General features: G+C 28.2%; 20 protein-coding genes and 4 tRNA genes. 3 read left to right on the forward strand and 21 right to left on the reverse strand.

Translation table 11 applies throughout. From position 1 onward, the window contains the following. Both KGF52_RS03330 and KGF52_RS03335 read right to left on the reverse strand, forming a co-directional pair. Nucleotides 1-798 carry an MBL fold metallo-hydrolase gene (locus KGF52_RS03330; protein ID WP_227828584.1) on the reverse strand — a complete coding sequence of 266 codons (798 nt, stop codon included), beginning with the start codon at nt 796-798 and terminating at the stop codon, nt 1-3. Nucleotides 799-882: 84 nt separating this feature from the next. Continuing rightward, nucleotides 883-2346, reverse strand: a complete 1464-nt coding sequence (locus tag KGF52_RS03335) for a M1 family metallopeptidase (protein WP_227839142.1) — start codon at nt 2344-2346, stop codon at nt 883-885. Nucleotides 2347-2470: 124 nt separating this feature from the next. Here KGF52_RS03335 and KGF52_RS03340 point away from each other — a divergent pair, with 124 nt between their 5' ends. After that, entirely contained in the window at nt 2471-3529 is a 1059-nt protein-coding gene (locus KGF52_RS03340) for a DnaD domain protein (RefSeq protein ID WP_227839143.1), read from the forward strand. Between the two features lie 8 nt (nt 3530-3537). Then, a complete protein-coding gene (locus KGF52_RS03345) occupies nt 3538-4530 on the forward strand; it encodes an ATP-binding protein (RefSeq protein ID WP_227828581.1) in 993 nt (330 codons plus the stop codon). A gap of 372 nt (nt 4531-4902) precedes the next feature. Here the strand turns inward: KGF52_RS03345 and KGF52_RS03350 are convergent. The 19 genes from KGF52_RS03350 to rstA form a co-directional block, all read right to left on the reverse strand. Continuing rightward, nucleotides 4903-4977, reverse strand: a tRNA-Thr gene (locus KGF52_RS03350). A gap of 26 nt (nt 4978-5003) precedes the next feature. Beyond that, nucleotides 5004-5079, reverse strand: a tRNA-Val gene (locus KGF52_RS03355). Nucleotides 5080-5083: 4 nt separating this feature from the next. After that, nucleotides 5084-5158 (reverse strand) — tRNA-Glu (locus KGF52_RS03360). A 6-nt stretch (nt 5159-5164) separates the two neighbouring features. Then, a tRNA-Lys gene (locus KGF52_RS03365) sits at nt 5165-5240 on the reverse strand. A gap of 307 nt (nt 5241-5547) precedes the next feature. Next, nucleotides 5548-6837 carry an adenylosuccinate synthase gene (locus KGF52_RS03370; RefSeq protein WP_227828580.1) on the reverse strand — a complete coding sequence of 430 codons (1290 nt, stop codon included), beginning with the start codon at nt 6835-6837 and terminating at the stop codon, nt 5548-5550. Nucleotides 6838-6918: 81 nt separating this feature from the next. Continuing rightward, entirely contained in the window at nt 6919-7227 is a 309-nt protein-coding gene (locus tag KGF52_RS03375) for a hypothetical protein (protein WP_227839144.1), read from the reverse strand. A 204-nt stretch (nt 7228-7431) separates the two neighbouring features. Further along, complete coding sequence (gene dnaB / locus KGF52_RS03380; protein ID WP_227483326.1) at nt 7432-8760, reverse strand: replicative DNA helicase; 1329 nt, start codon at nt 8758-8760, stop codon at nt 7432-7434. Nucleotides 8761-8778: 18 nt separating this feature from the next. Next, nucleotides 8779-9228: a 50S ribosomal protein L9 gene (gene rplI, locus KGF52_RS03385; RefSeq protein ID WP_227828578.1), complete on the reverse strand. Its 450-nt coding sequence runs from the start codon at nt 9226-9228 to the stop codon at nt 8779-8781. Continuing rightward, nucleotides 9229-11223, reverse strand: coding sequence for a DHH family phosphoesterase (locus KGF52_RS03390; protein ID WP_227828577.1), 1995 nt, complete (start codon nt 11221-11223; stop codon nt 9229-9231). Nucleotides 11224-11233: 10 nt separating this feature from the next. Continuing rightward, nucleotides 11234-12190: a YybS family protein gene (locus tag KGF52_RS03395; RefSeq protein ID WP_227828576.1), complete on the reverse strand. Its 957-nt coding sequence runs from the start codon at nt 12188-12190 to the stop codon at nt 11234-11236. 7 nt (nt 12191-12197) lie between these two features. Next, the gene (locus tag KGF52_RS03400; protein WP_227436541.1) at nt 12198-12518 is read right to left on the reverse strand and encodes a MazG-like family protein; all 321 of its coding nucleotides are present in this window, start codon (nt 12516-12518) and stop codon (nt 12198-12200) included. 141 nt (nt 12519-12659) lie between these two features. Beyond that, on the reverse strand, nt 12660-12887 hold the full coding sequence (gene rpsR, locus KGF52_RS03405; RefSeq protein ID WP_021386573.1) for a 30S ribosomal protein S18: 228 nt from the start codon (nt 12885-12887) through the stop codon (nt 12660-12662). Nucleotides 12888-12905: 18 nt separating this feature from the next. Then, the gene (locus KGF52_RS03410) at nt 12906-13340 is read right to left on the reverse strand and encodes a single-stranded DNA-binding protein (protein ID WP_227436543.1); all 435 of its coding nucleotides are present in this window, start codon (nt 13338-13340) and stop codon (nt 12906-12908) included. 36 nt (nt 13341-13376) lie between these two features. Then, the gene (rpsF, locus tag KGF52_RS03415; protein ID WP_227436544.1) at nt 13377-13655 is read right to left on the reverse strand and encodes a 30S ribosomal protein S6; all 279 of its coding nucleotides are present in this window, start codon (nt 13653-13655) and stop codon (nt 13377-13379) included. A gap of 220 nt (nt 13656-13875) precedes the next feature. Then, nucleotides 13876-15072, reverse strand: a complete 1197-nt coding sequence (locus tag KGF52_RS03420) for a PLP-dependent aminotransferase family protein (RefSeq protein ID WP_227828575.1) — start codon at nt 15070-15072, stop codon at nt 13876-13878. 102 nt (nt 15073-15174) lie between these two features. Next, nucleotides 15175-15360: a DUF951 domain-containing protein gene (locus KGF52_RS03425; protein WP_054275506.1), complete on the reverse strand. Its 186-nt coding sequence runs from the start codon at nt 15358-15360 to the stop codon at nt 15175-15177. A gap of 14 nt (nt 15361-15374) precedes the next feature. Next, a complete protein-coding gene (locus KGF52_RS03430; RefSeq protein ID WP_227828574.1) occupies nt 15375-15638 on the reverse strand; it encodes a DUF3343 domain-containing protein in 264 nt (87 codons plus the stop codon). A 78-nt stretch (nt 15639-15716) separates the two neighbouring features. Further along, nucleotides 15717-16304, reverse strand: coding sequence for a sulfurtransferase-like selenium metabolism protein YedF (gene yedF / locus KGF52_RS03435; protein ID WP_227839145.1), 588 nt, complete (start codon nt 16302-16304; stop codon nt 15717-15719). Between the two features lie 104 nt (nt 16305-16408). Further along, nucleotides 16409-17701, reverse strand: coding sequence for a toxin production/motility transcriptional repressor RstA (gene rstA, locus KGF52_RS03440; protein ID WP_227839146.1), 1293 nt, complete (start codon nt 17699-17701; stop codon nt 16409-16411). Nucleotides 17702-17960: 259 nt separating this feature from the next. Between rstA and KGF52_RS03445 the strand changes: the two genes are divergently transcribed. Next, entirely contained in the window at nt 17961-18542 is a 582-nt protein-coding gene (locus KGF52_RS03445; RefSeq protein ID WP_227839147.1) for a GerMN domain-containing protein, read from the forward strand. Nucleotides 18543-18563: the final 21 nt, after the last annotated feature.

An 18563-nucleotide genomic window follows, 5' to 3' on the forward strand; every position in this document is an offset into this window, starting at 1 on the left:
CTACTTCATCTTATAAACATTAGAAACATCATTACGTGATAATACATCTAGTTTTACATCCTGCCCAACTACTATATCGTTTGATGCTAATACTCCTTTTGAAGTTTCATATGCCAATTCTGGAAAATTATTTTCTTTACTTAAATGTGCTAATAATATAGATTCTGTACCTTTATCAATAAGTTCAACACAAAAATTTGCTGCATCTTCATTAGATAAATGTCCAGTATTTGACATTACTCTTTTCTTTAAAGCATATGTATATGAACCCATCATAAGCATATTAGGGTCATAATTTGATTCTAATACTACTAATTTAGATTTATATAGATGTTTTTTTATATTTTCAGTTATACACCCTATATCAGTAGCTATAGACATTTTTTCATCGTTTTCTGTATAGAAATTATATCCAACTGGGTCAGCTGCATCATGTTCTATCGAAAAAGGCCTTACTATAACATCTCCTAATGAATAAGTTTTATCATTTTCAAAGACCTTCATATTTTTATCCTTAATATCACCAAGCTTGTCTTTCATAGAACACCATGTCTTTATATTAGCGAACACTGGTATATCAAACTTTCTTGATAATATACCTGCCCCTTTTATATGGTCAATATGCTCATGAGTTATAAATATCCCTTTTAATTTATCTGAATCTACTCCAATGTCTTTAAGACCTGTAGTTATTCTCTTTCCACTTAATCCTGCATCTACTAGTATATTAGTATTTTTATATCCTATATAGTGGCAATTTCCACTACTACCACTTCCTACTGAACAATACTTTAGCATTATTTCACCTCTTTTTCTGCCTTATAAATTATATTATACCAAAAAAACAGAGTATTAAATAAAATTTAATACTCTGTACGAAATTTACTTGTATTCACTTATAATCTTATTTATATCTACCCCTTTACTGTTCCATAACTCTACAAAGGCTCTTCCATTAGCATTTTTATGTTTGTATTTATTATAATACTCACTTAGTGTTTCAAAGAATACCTTATCTCCAACCTCTTTTCTTACTTCATTAAAAGCTGTTGCTCCTTTTGTATAAACATTTAAACTGTATTCAGTAGAATTCTTATACTCATTTGATGGTTTAAATATGTTTTCACTCAAATAACTCTTTGTTTGTATTTGCATAGTTTTTATAAGTTTATTTGCCATTTCCTTCCCATATTTTTGTTCAAAATAAACTATTGTAGAGTATTCAGTAAGAGCTTCATCTAACCAAGGTTCACTTATTTCATCGTTTCCAACAGCAGAATACCACCATTGATGTGCTGTTTCATGTGCTATAACATACTCAAGCAAAAACTCATTTTTTTCATTATATAAGCTTTGGTCTATCATAACAAGCATAGGATATTCCATGCCACCTATAAAGAAATCACTTGCTACAACAGAATATTCTTTATATGGGTATTTGCCAAACAACTCACTAAATATATTTATTGAATCTTTTGCAATCTCTGTTGCTCTGCTAGAAAGCTTCTTATTTAAATTGTATGTACTAATAGCTACTCCCTTTGAATCTACTTTATTTACATCAAATTTACTACTTAATATAAACGCAAAGTCCCTAACGTTTTCAGCCTCTATTTCATACAACATTTTCTTGTTATCATGTTTGTCATTAACAAGTTTACCTGTATGAGCAATCTTATACTTATTTGGAATCAATAGTTTCACATGAAAATCACTAGTTTCACTATAAAATGGGTCTCCAATAGTTTCATAACTCTTTATATTCCATCCTCTTTCATCATTAACACAAGCTATAGGAAACCAATTAGTAATATTTATAGTGTTTTCTCCATATCCAAATCTTCCCACTGAGTTTGGTATTTTTACATTATATTTTATATCCAGTGATACCCTTTCATTTGGCTTTAACTCTTTTCCTAATTCTATTTCTAATATATCATTTTTATCTCCTTTGATTTTATATTCCATTTTACTACTATTATTTAGTATGTTTTTTATATCTATATATCCTTCATTGAATCCATTAGGATAGGCTCTTGTCATCTCATCTTTTTCAAAAGGAGCAAATTCTTTTTTAGAAAAAGCATTCGGATATATATGGAAATATATTTTATCCATATTTGATTTTGTATTATTTATGTACTCAACACTCTGATTACACATTAACCTCTTAGTTTCATCATCAAATATAACATCCATATTATATTGATTTATCTTTGAATTAGATTTTTCTTTGTATGCTTCTAAACTGTCATCCTTTTCTATGAAGCAACCTATTATTAGTACCATAAATAAAATTGCTACTGATAATGTTCTTCTTACTTTTTGGTTGAATTTTATAACCAAAATATCTCCTCCTTTTTAAAATGAATACTTTTAGAAAATATTTACATGCTAATCTTATGACCTTTTATTTGTTTACAACCAAATGTAATACAAAAAATGATATAATTTAATCTGAGGTGATAAAATGTTTTTCAAAGAAAGCAATGAAATAGATTTAGGTGAAATCACTATTCCCAATATCTTTATAGATATATTTATGCCAATGGCGGACGGGTTATACGTAAAAGTTTATCTTTTAGGCTATAGACAGGCATGTGATATTACTTCTAATCCTAAGTTTGACAATAGCTCAATAGCCAAGAACCTAAATATACCTTTGTCTGATGTACTATCTGCTTGGAAATTCTGGGAAGAAAAAAAGATTATAAAAATACATGACAATGGAGAATCTGATAATTTTAATTATTCAATAGAATTTTTAGATTTAAAGAATTTCTATATCGAAAATATATTAGGTAATAATTCATCTGTAAAATCTAATACAGATAAAGTTGTATCTACTTCTGAAAATCCAAGTATTAGAAAGATGTTCAATTCTATAAATAAAATAGTTGGTCGATATCTTGACCCAAGCGAAAAAATAAGTATTATGGATGTAATGAATAAATACAACATGGGCCCTGATATGATACTTTGTGCTTATGAATATGTTAAAGATAAAACTGGTACATCTAAACCAGTTAAATACATCGAAGGCATTATTAGAAACTGGTATGATTCAAATTTATATACCCCAAAAGATGTTGAAGACAGCTTCTTAATTAGAAGCGAACGATATATTTTATATAAAACTATTTTCAATGAATTGGGATTTTCAAGACAAGCAACGAAATCAGAAAAAGAACTTATGGATGCTTGGTTTGATAAATTTGACATGGATATGGACTTAATAGTAAATGCATGTTCTAAATCTAAGAATATACCAAACCCAAGTATATCTTATATAAATGGAATAATTAAAAATTGGCACGAAAAAAATATAAAAAATTTAAATGATTTAAAGCAAAAAGAGGAAGAACGTATAGTTAAGGAGAATATTAATAAAAAGCAGATTAATACTACTCAAAACAACAATACTTACAAGAGAACTAAGTTTCATAATTTCAACGAAACATTTACTCAATATACATCTGATGAACTCGATGAAATTATTAAAAAAAGTCAAAAAGAAAAGTTTAAGTAGGTGATTAAATGAATGAAGATAAAATAAGAAAAATACTGGCTAAATATGCCAATAAAAGAGATAAAAATGAACTACTCTTAGAACATAGAAAAAATGAAGTCTATAATAGGATTCCTGAGATAAAATCTATAGATGATGAGATTTCTAAAATAGGTCTTAACTTAGCTAAAACAGTTCTTTTGAATCCTAAATCTAAAGATGAAATTGTAAATGAGTCTAAGGAAACTATAGAATCTTTAAAATTGAGAAAAGAAGAACTTTTACTTAAAAATAATATATCTCTTGATTACTTAGAAATAAAGTTTCAATGTGACTCTTGTAAAGACAAAGGATTTTTACCTAATGGTGAAAAATGCTCTTGTCTAAAACAAGAAATTGTAAATGAGGCTTATAAAATGTCTAACTTAGATAGAATTTTAAGTCAGGAAAATTTTTCGAATTTTAACTTGAATATATTTTCTCCTAAGAAGAGTCCCGATGGAGAAATCTCTCCAAGAGAAAACATGTTAAATAATCTAAGTATCTGCGAAAATTTTGTTCATGACTTTAAGGTGGATAATAATGAAAACCTATTGTTTTATGGTTCTACTGGACTAGGTAAAACATACATGTGTAACTGTATTGCAAAAGAATTGTTAGACAAAAGTAATGTTGTAATCTATCAAACTTCTTTTAGAATTTTAGATATTCTTGAAGACTATAAATTTAGAAGAGACCCAAACAATCAAATAAGTGAAGAAAATTATAAAAACTTGTTTGATTGTGATTTATTAATAATAGATGACCTTGGTACTGAACTTAATAATTCTTTTACTAGTGGAGAGATTTTCAATATTGTAAACACAAGACTTGTTACTGGTAAAAAAATTATTATATCAACCAACTTAACACCATCTCAAATAGGAAATACTTATACTCAAAGAATTCTATCTAGGATTTTAGACAAGTTTAGAATTTTAGAATTTACTGGAGATGATTTGAGATGGGAGAGATTCAAATAAAGTAGCCCTTAAAAAACATTTTTTTATTTTTAAATAGAGAGGTAAGAATATACTTGCTTCTCTGTTTAAAACTTATACTAAATAATCATACTGTCCTTTCAGTTTTTCTAATTATATTTCTAATATACCTTTTAATATACTAAACCTTTATCTAGTTTGTAATTTTTTATATATTAATATCATATCTTAATATATTGTATTATTTAAATTTATTATAGTGCATTTATAGACTATGTTTCTAAAACTATGATATTGTATAATATTTTAAAAAGTTAATTATAATTACAATTAATTTTTGACGCAATTAAAAAAAGATACCTAAAAGTATCCTGTGGCATAGAAAATTATATTAATTTACATTTATGTATTTTGTGGAGCTGGTGATAGGAATCGAACCTACAACCTGCTGATTACAAGTCAGCTGCTCTACCGTTGAGCCACACCAGCATCTATAGTATTTTTCATCTAAAAACTGGTGGGACTAACAAGGCTCGAACCTGTGACCCCCTGCTTGTAAGGCAGGTGCTCTCCCAGCTGAGCTATAGTCCCATATTGGTGACTCGTAGGGGAATTGAACCCCTGTTACCGCCGTGAAAGGGCGGTGTCTTAACCTCTTGACCAACGAGCCATGATTTGGTGATCTATCCGCGACTCGAACGCGGGACACCCTGATTAAAAGTCAGGTGCTCTACCGACTGAGCTAATAGACCATATTTTTTTCGACTTTTTTCGTCGTTTCTTTCACTCACAAGTTATATTATAACTGCTGTATAACTTTTAGTCAACAGTTTTTTTATTTTTTTTAGCATACAATTAAAATAATATGGAATCATTGATTTTCAACAAAATCTTCTAAATAAGACATCTAATTTAGGGTATAAATTCGTCCTTAATTTTATTTAAAATATACATAAATAATTTTAGCTCAATATAAAAGAGCATCTCTAATAATTATAAACATTATCTTGAGATACTCTTTTTTTAATCATTTATAATTTAAATCACTTACTTAAGATACTAAGCAAATATGTTTTTTCTTATTATAGTTTGAGCTCTATTAGGTCCAACAGAAACCATATCTACACTTACTCCAATCAACTCTTCTATTTTAGCAATATATTTCTTTGCATTTTCTGGAAGGTCATCAAAATTGTCTACTTGAGTTATATCTTCATTCCATCCATCTAACTCTTCATATATAGGTTCACATTTTGCTAAATCATCTAACGAAGCTGGGAAATCTGTTATTATTTTATCGCCCATTTTATAAGATGTACAAACTTTAATTTTGTCAAATCCAGTTAACACATCTAATAGCATAAATGAAATACTAGTTAATCCATTAACTCTAGCTGCATATTTTACTATAACAGCATCAAACCACCCACATCTTCTTGGTCTACCAGTAGTTACTCCAAATTCATGCCCTTGTTCTCTTATCTTATCACCAGTCTCATTTATTTGTTCTGTAACAAATGGACCTTCTCCAACTCTTGTAGTGTAAGCTTTTACTATACCAACAACATCCTTTATCATATTTGGTCCTATACCTGCACCAATAGCAAATCCTCCAGATATTGGATGAGAAGATGTAACAAATGGATAAGTTCCTAAGTCTAGGTCTAATAAAGTACCTTGTGCTCCTTCAAATAAAACTTTTTTACCTGCTTTTACCGCATCATATACAATAACTGATGTATCTGCTACATATTTTTTTATTTGTTCTGCGTACCCAATATATTCATTATATATAGCTTCAAAATCAAATAATTCTTCTTTTCCGTATATGTTTCTAACTAATTTGTTTTTAGCTTCTATCTGAGCCTTTAATTTTATAGCAAATTTATCTTTATCCATTAAATCACATATTCTGATTCCAGATCTCTCTGTTTTATCCATGTAGCAAGGCCCAATACCTTTTTTTGTCGTACCTATCTTTAAATCGCCTCTAGCTTCTTCTGATAATGCATCTAGCTCTTTATGGTATGGGAATATAACATGAGCTCTATCGCTAATTTTTATGTTTTCTGTATTTATATTATCCGCTTTAAACATTTCTAATTCTTCTAAGAATCCTTTAGGGTCAAATACTATTCCATTTCCGATTATGTTCACTGTCTTTGGATTTAAAACTCCAGATGGTATTAAGTGTAATGCATATTTTTTACCTTCAACAACTAATGTATGCCCTGCATTATTTCCACCTTGTCCTCTTACTACTACATCTGCTTGAGTAGCAAGATAATCGATAACTTTACCTTTACCTTCATCTCCCCATTGAGAACCAACAATTGCAACTGTTTTCATGTAATTCACCTCTATATTTTATATACTCTCGAACGCTTTACTTATTTATTCTATCAAATATTCGTATTTTTTTCAACTTTTTTAGCTTTCTCCAATATTTAACAGATACTCTTCTATTTTTGAAAAGTCATTTATTTCTTTAATTTCTGTGCTATTTTTTATAACTTTTTCTATAAACTTATCCACGTCTAAAAGTTTTTCTAATTTACATATGTTAATTATATTTCCAAAGTTTGTATTAGTCATGTTTATATAATATTGATTGTCCGCAATACTAGCATAAACAACAATTGATTCTTTTAAATTACTATCAACTATCCTAAATAAGTTTATTTCATCAAGTACTTTAATTATATTGGGATATATATATTTTAAGCTTATTTTTTCCATATTATTCCTCCTAATAATTAACATTTATACACAGATAAAGCAAGCCAAAAGCTTGCTTTATCTACTTATTCACACTTATCAACAGGCTATCTGTGGATAGTGTGGATAATTTTTTAGCTAAATTTCAAGGTTTAGACATATTTAGTGACATGTATCCACATTTTTCCTGTAGAAAGAAAGGATGTTCTGTGGATATTAGTTAAATTATAGGTCTCTCAACTTATCCCCAAATCTTTGAACTTCACCAAGCCAAACTAGTTCTACAGAACCAGTTTCGCCATGTCTATTTTTTGCTATTATTATTTCTCCTATATTTTTACTCTCAGAATCAGCATGATAGTATTCATCTCTATACAAGAACATAACTATATCTGCATCCTGCTCAATTGCTCCAGATTCTCTTAAATCAGATAACATAGGTCTATGGTCTGCTCTTTGCTCTGGTGCACGTGATAACTGAGATAATGCTACTACAGGACAATTTAATTCTTTTGCTAATACTTTTAATGACCTTGATATTTTAGATATTTCTTGTTGTCTACTTTCATTATTACCTTCACCTTCCATAAGTTGAAGGTAATCTATAAGCACTAAATCTAGACCTTTTTCTATCTTTAACTTTCTGCACTTTGACCTTAATTCTGATATTTTTATACCAGGAGTATCATCGATGTGTATTTTTGCATCTGACAGTACTGCCATTGCATCTATAATCCTAGGCCAATCATTATCATTAAGTGTTCCAGTCTTTATCTTTTTTAATTCTACACTAGATTGCGAAGATAACATACGTTGTACTAACTGTTCTTTGGACATCTCTAAACTAAATACAGCTACAGAAGCATCTCCTTTTAAAGCTGCATTTTGTACTAAATTTAAAGAAAAAGCAGTTTTACCCATTGCAGGTCTTGCGGCAACTAATATTAAATCTGTTCTTTGAAGACCATTTATTTTTTTATTTAAATCTTTAAAACCAGTAGTTATACCAGTTACATCGCTTTTATTGGTATATAATTTTTCTATCATATCATAGGCATCCATCAAAACTAAGTTTATAGATTTAAAATCGTCACTAGTTTTTTCCTGTGATATATCAAATATCCTCTTTTCAGCTTGTTCCAAAACATCTTCAATTTTTGTTGCTCCACTATATCCTAGATTTATTATTTCATTAGATGCTTTTATAAGCTTTCTAAGTACAGACTTTTCTTTTACTATGTCAGCATAGTATTTTACATTTGAAGTTGTTGGCACTATTGTAGAAAGACTTGTAATATAACTGATTCCTCCAATATCATTAAGATGCCCTTGTTTTCTTAGCTCTTCTGTCAATGTGATTAAGTCTATAGGCTCACCTTTATTGCTTAAAGTTATCATACATTCATATATTATTTTGTGAGCTTCTTTATAGAAGTCATCAGGCCTTATGGTTTCTGTAACTGTTATTATAGCATCTTTATCTAGCAGTATAGAACCTAATATTGATTGCTCTGATTCTACACTATGAGGAGGAATTCTCGTCATGTCTTCCATCTTTATCACCTCTAGTTATTACTGTTTTTCTTTTACATCTACTCTTATTTTAGTAGTTACTTTTTGATGTATTTTTATTTCTACAAATGTTGAACCTAAAGTTCTTATTGGTTCGTCTAATAAAATTTTTCTTTTGTCTACATCTATATCTTTTTGTTTCTTTAATTGCTCAGCTATATCTTTGGCTGTTATTGAACCAAATAATCTTCCACCTTCACCTGATTTTGAATATATTTCTATATTAATTTCTTCCATTTGTTTTCCTAATAAAACAGCTTCTTCATATTCTTTTTGAGCTTTTATTTCTTTAGATTTATTCTTTTCATTTAATTCTTTGATTGCTACACTATCTGCTTGCACAGCCATTTTTTTAGGAAATAAGAAATTTCTTGCATATCCATCACTTACTTCTTTCATTTCCCCTTTTTTACCAGTTCCTTTTACGTCTTTTAATAATATAACTTTCATCTATTCTTCCTCCTCTAAATACTCCTCTATTATTTTATTTACTATCTTGTAAGCTTCTTTTAGAGAAACATTTTTTAACTGTGCACCAGCTATATCTATATGTCCCCCGCCTCCTAATTTCTCCATAAGTACATGTACATTTATTTGCCCCAAAGACCTTGCACTTATAAATATAGTATCATCTTTTTCTCCTAATACAAAGGAGGCTTCTACTTCTTTTATATTTAACAGCTCATCAGCAGTTTGAGCTATTATAACGTTTATACTATCTATTTCTGTACTTGAATATGCTAGGCATATTCTATTATTAATTATCTTCGTACTTTGAATTATTTCAGCTTTTATTATAAAATCTTTTACGTCAGAATTAAAAAACTTCTTGACTTCTATTGTATCTGCTCCAACTTTTCTAAGGTAAGAAGCAGCTTCAAATGTCCTAACACCTGTTTTAAATGCAAAGTTTTTAGTATCTAAGCTTATTCCTGCTAAAAGACCTTCAGCTGTAAGTTTATTGATTGTTACCTCTTCATCCATATATTGAACTAATTCTGTAACCATTTCACAGGTTGAAGATACATATATTTCATGGAATAAAAGCACTGCATCATTTATAAACTCTACACCTCTTCTATGATGGTCTATTACTACTACCTTCTCTGATAACTTTAAGAGTTCTTCACATTCAGTATAATTAGGTCTATGAGTGTCAACTACAACAACTAGTGTATTTTTAGTACAGTTATCAATAGCCTCCTCTTTTCCAATAAACAACTTCTTATAATAATTACTTTCATTTATTTTGTTTATAAATATCTCTATAGATTCATTTACAGATTGTAAAACTATATTTGCTGTCTTATTGCAAGATTTACATATATCATAAACCCCAACTGCAGCTCCCATAGCGTCCATGTCAGGATATTTATGACCCATTATATAAACATGATCGCTTTCTTGTATAACCTCTCTCAGAGCATGACCTATAAGTCTAGATTTTACTTTTGTTTTCTTTTCTACAGCTTTAGATTTTCCACCATAAAATACAAACTTATCTTTTGTCTTTACAACAGCTTGGTCTCCTCCTCTACCAAGTGCTAAATCAAGAGCACCTGTAGCAAGTTTTAGGTTCTCATTTAATGTATCTCCATCTATACCAATTCCTATACTTATTGTAACAGGAAGATTATTTCCATAATCAATATGTCTTATTGTATCTAAAATAGAAAACTTCTCAGCTTCTAATTTTTTTAGCTCTTTTTTATGCATTACCAAGAAGAATTTATCTTTTGAAGTCCTTCTCAAAGCACCATTTGAATTTAATTCTAAAGCAGAAAGTATTTTTTCTACTTCAACATTAATTAAAGCTCTCTTATCTTCTGCTGCACTTTTTAATACTTCATCATATCCATCTACTTGTATTAACATCATTGCATCTTTTTCATCATCATAATCTTGTTTTACTTGTAAATATTCTGTCTTATCTATCCAGTATAATATCATTAAATATTTAGGATTCTTTTCTTGATCATTTTTTATAACATTATAAACTATTGTATATTCTCTTTCCTTATAGTTTATTTCAGTGTACATCTCTTTATTTTCATTTAATACTTTTCTTAAATTAAGATTTTTAACTATATCTTCTATATTTTTATCAAGTAAATCTTTTTGACCAATCATATCATAAAACTTTCCATTATACCATGATATATTTCCATCAAATTCTAGAATACATAGTGGTATTGGAAGATTTATTATAGCTTTCTTAGTTGTTTCATCTATATCTAAAGATAAATTTTGAATATACTCTGTCCATTCATGACGTCTAATATTAGTTGTTCTCCAATTGTGAAAAACCATATATGCAAAAATACAGAAAAATAAACACCCTACATACAAGTTGTAATAAAGCAAAATTATACTAGAAATACCAATAATAATTATATATAAATTTATTTCTGGCATATTTAATTTAAAGGTTTGTTTATTACTCATTTCTATCCTCCTAAGTGGATTTATAACTTCTCACCTTTCTAAAGTCAATTATACTATCTACCATACCAACAAAAGATATTCCCATAAATCCAAATAAACATAAAATTATCCCTGAAAGAAACATAATTTTATTTGGTCCTTGTCTTATCCATTTCTTTAAATAATAAATACAAACTGCTATTCCTTGAATTACAAACATTAAGTTAAAAACTAGCTGTAAATTAGTCATTATTAATTCTGTATATAATTTTGAACCAATAATTTCAATCAATAAGACTAATAAATAAAGTAAAAAAGTTGTGACTATAGCATTTCCTGGTAAATAAAAGTCAGCAAATTTAGGAAATCTTATATTCAAATTTGTAATTCTTTTAATAAAGAATACACTTAAATAATATGTTACAAATGCTGATAATAAACCTTGTAGGAATAACATCATCGGTAGCATATTTGTAAAATAACTTACAATTTCATCTGGCTTCATTTTATCAAATACTTTAAGCTCAGTTGCAGAAAAACTATTTTTTTGAATATTTACGATTTCCGTTATCATTTTAGCAACTTCATCTAATAAATTTACATTTAAAAATGTCTTCAATACAAAGAAATACACAACCATTGCAAGCACAAATATTATTGTTCCTCCATATATTGGTTCAAATTTATTGCTATCTTCTTGCTCAAAACTTCTCTTTAGCATCTTTCCTATTGCTATACCTGGCAAAGAATACATTATACATATATTTAATGCATACGAAATGTCTGCAAATAAAATTAGCACACAAAATGTAATCAAAATAGATAAAAAAGAATACTTTTTATCAGTAATGGCACCTATAATTACATATGGGACAGCAGCTAATATACTAAACATTCCTAGCATTGGAATATAGGCTATTACTAAAGCAATTATTATAGCTAAAACTATTATAGGCATGGCTTTAGATAGTCTAATTTTATTATTCAATTTAATATCACTCCCTATTATCCATATGTTTTTTTAAGTTAGATAAATCTCCATACCATCTTTCAACGCTATGGTCTTCCTCTATACCAATTTTTATTTTTTCCTTGACTTTATAATCCACATCTCTAAAACTAATTCCTAATCTCTTTGCTAAGAGATATGTTATCATTATTATATTTGCTAGAGTATCTTGAATTGCCTCATCTAAAGGTTTTACCCCTTTAAATAATAAGTTAAACAAATCACTTACACTCATTAATATTTCTGTTTTCATCCACTCTATTATCTTTATGTTTCTTGTTATCTCAGAACCTTTATCTATTTTCACGTTTGCAACCCTCCTTAATATATAATATTATATCATAAATAATAATATATTTAAGTATATAAACAAAAAAACGAGCGTTATAGCTCGTCTCATTTACTTATATAAATATCTATAATAAAAAATGAGCACAAGGCTCATTTTTTAATCTAATGTATATGGTAAAAGTGCTATATTTCTTGATCTTTTTATAGCAACTGTTAATTCTCTTTGATGCTTAGCACAAGTTCCAGATATTCTTCTTGGTAATATCTTTCCTCTTTCAGTTATATACTTTTGTAATCTTTGAGTACTTTTGTAATCTATTTTAGCGTTTTTGTCAGCACAAAATTGACAAACTCTTTTTTTCTTACGTCTTTTTTTATTCATCATGACTTTTTTCCCTCCTTTTTAAAATGGTATATCGTCATCATCTATAGCTTGGAAACCTTGTGGGTCTAACCCTTGAGGTTCAAAGCTTGGCTCAAAAGCTGGAGCACTCTCTTTATATGAATTTTCCGATTTATTCTTGCTATCTAAAGCTTGTACTGATCTAGTACTTACTTTTGTAAAAGTTCTTTTTTCACCTGATTGTGTCTGATAATTGTCTACTCTTATCGATCCTTGAAGTGCAACTAATCTACCTTTAGTTATGTAGTTGGCACAAAATTCAGCGGATTTACCCATTACTTCAACAGGTATAAAATCAGTTTCTTTAGATCCATCTTTTTTTACATAGTCTCTATCAATGGCTATTGTAAATGATGCCACTGGTGTTCCTGTACCTGGGATGTATCTTAATTCAGGGTCTTTAGTTAACCTTCCCACTAATACAACTTGATTCATAAAAACACCACCTATTTTTTATAATAAAACTAGTTATTAAGCAACAACTATCATATGTCTTATTACGTTTTCATTTATCTTTAAGTTTCTGTCTATTTCTTTAGGAACGTCTACTGCTGATTTGAAGTTAACTAACACATAGAAACCTTCTGTAAACTTAGCTATTGGATAAGCTAATTTTTTAGTTCCCCAAGTATCAACTTTAACTATTTCTCCTTCAGTTGCAACAACTTCCTTAACTTTGTTTAGTACAGCTTCTCTTGTTTCTTCATCAGAGTTTGGCTTTACTACATAAACTAATTCATAATTTCTCACTATAATTCACCTCCCTTTGGACTTAACGGCTCTACACTCTTAGAGCAGAGAAATGAGACTAAAATCTCATACCTACACATTTTATCATTCTTTCTTATTTATGTCAATTTAAATTTTGGACAAATTTTAATATTTAATATAAGGTGAAATATATTTTTTAAATTAACAAGGGATGGCAATCGCCATCCCTCATAATATATCTATAAGTTATTATTTTTAATTAAGCTTCAACACCCATAGCTTCTTTTAAAACTGATGCTATGTTTTTGATACCTTCTATTATTTTTTCTTCTGGCATATTTGAATAGTTAAGTCTGAAAGTATTTTCTCTACCACCATTAGGGAAGAATCCTCCTCCAGCAACATAAGCAACATTCTTTTCTAAGCATTTTGGCATTAATTCTTTAGCATTTAAATTACTTGGAAGCTCTACCCATGTAAATAATCCACCTTCTGGATGAGTAAATACTAATCCTTCTGGGAATTCTTCTTCCATAGTCTTAAGCATTACATCTCTACGTTTGATATAAACAGCTTTTATTTTATCAACGTGTTCATCTAAGTCATACATATCCATAAATTTGCTTACTTCCATTTGAGATATAGTTGATGCTTGTAAGTCTGCACCTTGTTTTGCAAAGTTAAATTTAGATAGTATTTCTGCAGAAGCACAAGTCCATCCTAATCTGTATCCTGGGCAGAATATTTTAGAGAAAGTTCCTAAGAATATTACTAATCCTTTTGTATCCATTGATTTTAAAGATGGTAAAGTTTCTCCTTCAAATCTTAAATCTCCATATGGATTATCTTCTATTACTGGTATTTCATATTTATTTACTATTTCCATGAATTTTTTACGTCTTTCAAGTGGCCAAGTTCTTCCTGTTGGATTTTGGAAATCAGGTATTACATAAATCATTTTTATTCTATCAGTTGTTTCTAGTATTTTTTCTAGTTCTTCCATTATCATTCCATTAGAATCTGTTGGAACATCTATGAATTTAGGTTGGTAAGATTTAAATGCGTTTATAGCTCCTATGTAAGATGGGCTTTCACATAAAATTACATCACCTTCATCAATAAATACTTTTCCTGCAAAATCTAGACCTTGTTGAGAACCACTTGTAACTAATATATCATCTTTATTTACATTAGTTTGGTTTTTGTCATTCATTCTAGCTGCTATTTTTTCTCTTAATGGTTCATATCCTTCTGTTGTAGTATATTGCATAGCTGATCTTCCATTTTCTTCAAGCACTGCAACTGATACTTTTTTCATTTCTTCAACTGGAAATAACTCTGGAGCAGGCATTCCACCCGCAAAAGATATTATTTGTGGTTGTTGAGTAAGTTTTAAAAGCTCACGTATTTCAGATCCTTGTAAACCTTCCATTCTTTTTGCATATTTAACTGCCATAATTAAAGCACCCCCATGAAAATGTTTTCTTCAATTTCTATTATACCAAAAATTTGGATATTAATATACGGTATTTGACATTTTTTAAATGTTAAATTTATATCATTTTTTTATTAGCTTTTTTACTCTCTTTTCTAATGTCTCTCTATCAAGCATTATTAGCCTTGAACATTTCGTACATTTTATCTTTATATCCATTCCAGTTCTTACGATTTCAAACTCTTTACATCCACATGCATGTTGTTTTTTCAATTCAACAATATCCCCTATTTTTAAATCCATTGGCATAAATAATTAGCCTCCTAATCTAACTTCTTTGCTTCCTTTGAGCCATCTTCTAATTTACTTATACAATAAATTCCCTTTATATCTACATTATTTTCAACTAAAATTGCCTTTATTTTTTCAATATCTTCAAAAGAAAATTTAATTGATATTCCACAGCTTGCTGTTATTTCTCTTGGTGTTGGAAGAGCCATTACTTTTAAACCCTTTTCACCAAATAGCTTTTCTGACCTTATTGCATGATGTGTCGAATTAAACGATACTATATACATTTGATTCATTGCTTAATCCTTTCTGACTATCTACTTTTCTTTAGTTTAATATCTCTTATTGACTTTATATTGTTAAACAAGCATACATTATATAGAAATAGTATTTGATGCATTTTTTAATGTTTCAACTATAGAGTACATATTTGTAACTGAGCCAACTTGTAATTTTTCTTTTAAATTATAGTAATCTAAACAAGTTCCACAAGATAAAATTTCTACGCCTGCATCTTCAAGTATTTTAAGATTTTCTATAGTTGCTTCATTTTCAGCACTTAATTTTACTCCTCCATTAACTAAAAGTATATGTTTAGGATATGGCTTTGATTCTGTTAAAGTATATATAAATCCTTTTATTAATACTTGTCCTAATTCATCATTCCCCAATCCCATCTTATCTGAAGATATAAATACACATGTATCTTCTAGTTCGCTTTCTTCTTTTTGAGCTACAATATTATTGCCTTTTTTAATTTCTATAGAAATTAAATTTTCTTTTTCATCAACAATCTTTGCTTCACAATTTAAAGATTTAGCAAGTTTTAATATATTTTCTTTTGCTGTTTCATTGTCAACTGTTGTAACTACAATACCTTCTTCTATATTATCTAATTCTTTTTTTGTATTTATAACTGGTTTAGGACAAGCAAGCCCTCTAGCATCTATTTTTATACTCATTGTTTGATTCATCTCCTTAAAATTATTCATACAATTTATATTTTATCATAGATATTATCTTGCTTGTTATAGATTGTATCTATACTATTATAGGTTTATTATACTTACATTATCTCTAAATTTTTATACATAAATACTCCCTTTTGGTAGTATTCTAATTCTTTCTCTTTTGATATGCTTGAATATAATTGTCCTAAGTCTATGTACAAGTTCGCTAATATCTTATTATTACCTAAGTCTGATACTATTTTTATACATTTAATTAAATACTCAATAGCAAGAGTAATTTCATTTTGATTCTTATACATATTAGAATAGAATTTTAATGCTTTATACTCATTAAACTTGTTTTTATTTTTTATTGATGATGCTAAAGCTATTTTACAATATTTTCTAGCTAAATCATAATCTTCCTTATCTATGTACGCTTCTATTATCTTGAATAAACCTGACATCATATATTCGTCTTCATCATTTTTCTTTATGTTGTACACTTTTTGAGAATACTCAAGAACTCTATCTGTCTCACCTATTTTTCTATAAACATCACAAATTGTTAAGTATACATTTGCTATTCCAGTTTTATTATCTTCATTTTCAAGTATTTTTAGTGCTTTTTTAAAATACTCTTTTGATTCTTCATATTTTCCAATCTCAAGCATGTTATTTGCTTTTAACACCAAAATATCGACATCTTCTTTTCTATCATTTTTATTATCTATTTCATTTATTTTATCTATGTACTTTAATGACATATTTGGATTATCTAATTTTATATAACAATATGCCATCTTACTATATAATTCCTTATATATGTTAATATCCTCAAACTTACTCTCTGATAAAATTTCCTCTGCAAAATTAAAGTGACTTATCGCACCTTTATAAAAGTCTTCCTGCATATATATCTTTCCTATGTTTAAATAGCACTTTAGTATGTTTTCACTATCATTGTTTTTTATAAAGAAATATAAAGCCTTTTCGAAGTTTTCTATAGCATTATTGTAATTAGATTTTTTTAAGTTAATATTAGCCATAAGAAAATTGCATCTGCCATAGTTCTCCATTAAATCGTATCTCTTACATATATCTAAAACTTCTTTTATTTGGTCCTCAGCCTTGTTTAGCTCATTCTCTTTTATATAAATTTCACTTTGCAGTATTAAATTATCTGTTATCTTTTTTGACTGCATTTCTTTTGTTTCTAATAAATATTCCACGCTTACATCTAGCTTATCACCCAGATATTCCAACAGTTCATAACTAGTATGAGATTTATCTCTCTCTATATGGCTTATTTGTGCTGCTGTTATCCTATCTCCGGCTAACTCTTTCAATGTCATATTTTTTTCTTTTCTTAATTTCTTAATCTTTTCTCCTAAGCTCAAAATTTCCATACTATTCCCACCTTTTGAAGACATTTTTTTATAATATAATTATAACTTATATTTATTTTAAAAACACTACTTTTATTTTACAATATTTTCTCTATACATTAAATGATTTCCCATAAAAATGACTAAAATTTAGTTTATTTTGTATTTAATTAATTTAAATAAATCATTTTTTAAATTTGTTACTATTTTGTATTCATATATTCAGTCATAACGATTATAATTATATATAAGAATAGTATCTTAGAGAGGAGTAATTTTTATGAAAAATAAGAAAATAATGTTAGTGTTAAGTATATTATCTATATCTATATTGGCGGTTGGATGTAGCAATGCTCAAAATGAAGCAACTAAAAAAGAAACTAAAAATAATACAAATGTTGAGCAACCAAAAGAAGAAAGCAATAACGAAAATAATGATGAAAAAGAAGTTCCTAATAAAAAATCTGCATCAACTCCAAAGGAAGAAAAGAAGACGGAGTCTGCTGTTATTTACTCTTTTGATGTAGACAAAACAGATTTAATTGAAAATAAGGTTAATTTAGAAAAAATTGATGAAAACACTTTATTTGCTGAGCTTCAAAAGCTTAAAGTAATTCCAGAATCTGCAAAACTAAATTCATTTACTACAAAAGATATTGATGGCGTAAAAACTGGTATATTAGATGTTAACTCTGATTTTACAAAATCAAACTTAGGTAGTGATGCAGAAACTTTAATGCTTGATTCAGTTGCACGTACTTACATAAAGAACATGAATGTTGAACAAATAAAGCTTACTGTTGATGGCGCTAACTATGAAAGTGGTCATATAGTTCTTGAAGATGGAGATTATTTAAAGTAAGTTTTTAAATTATATTAAGTT

Source organism: Clostridioides sp. ZZV15-6597 (genome assembly GCF_020657815.1).
In the GTDB taxonomy this organism is placed as follows: domain Bacteria; phylum Bacillota; class Clostridia; order Peptostreptococcales; family Peptostreptococcaceae; genus Clostridioides.

Coding starts and splice junctions, on each gene's coding strand:
- KGF52_RS03330 (WP_227828584.1), bottom strand. CDS start 798: ATGCTAAAGTATTGTTCAGTAGGAAGTGGTAGTAGTGGAAATTGCCAC.
- KGF52_RS03340 (WP_227839143.1), top strand. CDS start 2,471: ATGTTTTTCAAAGAAAGCAATGAAATAGATTTAGGTGAAATCACTATT.
- KGF52_RS03345 (WP_227828581.1), top strand. CDS start 3,538: ATGAATGAAGATAAAATAAGAAAAATACTGGCTAAATATGCCAATAAA.
- KGF52_RS03370 (WP_227828580.1), bottom strand. CDS start 6,837: ATGAAAACAGTTGCAATTGTTGGTTCTCAATGGGGAGATGAAGGTAAA.
- KGF52_RS03375 (WP_227839144.1), bottom strand. CDS start 7,227: ATGGAAAAAATAAGCTTAAAATATATATATCCCAATATAATTAAAGTA.
- dnaB (WP_227483326.1), bottom strand. CDS start 8,760: ATGGAAGACATGACGAGAATTCCTCCTCATAGTGTAGAATCAGAGCAA.
- rplI (WP_227828578.1), bottom strand. CDS start 9,228: ATGAAAGTTATATTATTAAAAGACGTAAAAGGAACTGGTAAAAAAGGG.
- KGF52_RS03390 (WP_227828577.1), bottom strand. CDS start 11,223: ATGAGTAATAAACAAACCTTTAAATTAAATATGCCAGAAATAAATTTA.
- rpsR (WP_021386573.1), bottom strand. CDS start 12,887: ATGATGAATAAAAAAAGACGTAAGAAAAAAAGAGTTTGTCAATTTTGT.
- KGF52_RS03410 (WP_227436543.1), bottom strand. CDS start 13,340: ATGAATCAAGTTGTATTAGTGGGAAGGTTAACTAAAGACCCTGAATTA.
- KGF52_RS03420 (WP_227828575.1), bottom strand. CDS start 15,072: ATGGCAGTTAAATATGCAAAAAGAATGGAAGGTTTACAAGGATCTGAA.
- KGF52_RS03425 (WP_054275506.1), bottom strand. CDS start 15,360: ATGCCAATGGATTTAAAAATAGGGGATATTGTTGAATTGAAAAAACAA.
- KGF52_RS03430 (WP_227828574.1), bottom strand. CDS start 15,638: ATGAATCAAATGTATATAGTATCGTTTAATTCGACACATCATGCAATA.
- yedF (WP_227839145.1), bottom strand. CDS start 16,304: ATGAGTATAAAAATAGATGCTAGAGGGCTTGCTTGTCCTAAACCAGTT.
- rstA (WP_227839146.1), bottom strand. CDS start 17,701: ATGGAAATTTTGAGCTTAGGAGAAAAGATTAAGAAATTAAGAAAAGAA.
- KGF52_RS03445 (WP_227839147.1), top strand. CDS start 17,961: ATGAAAAATAAGAAAATAATGTTAGTGTTAAGTATATTATCTATATCT.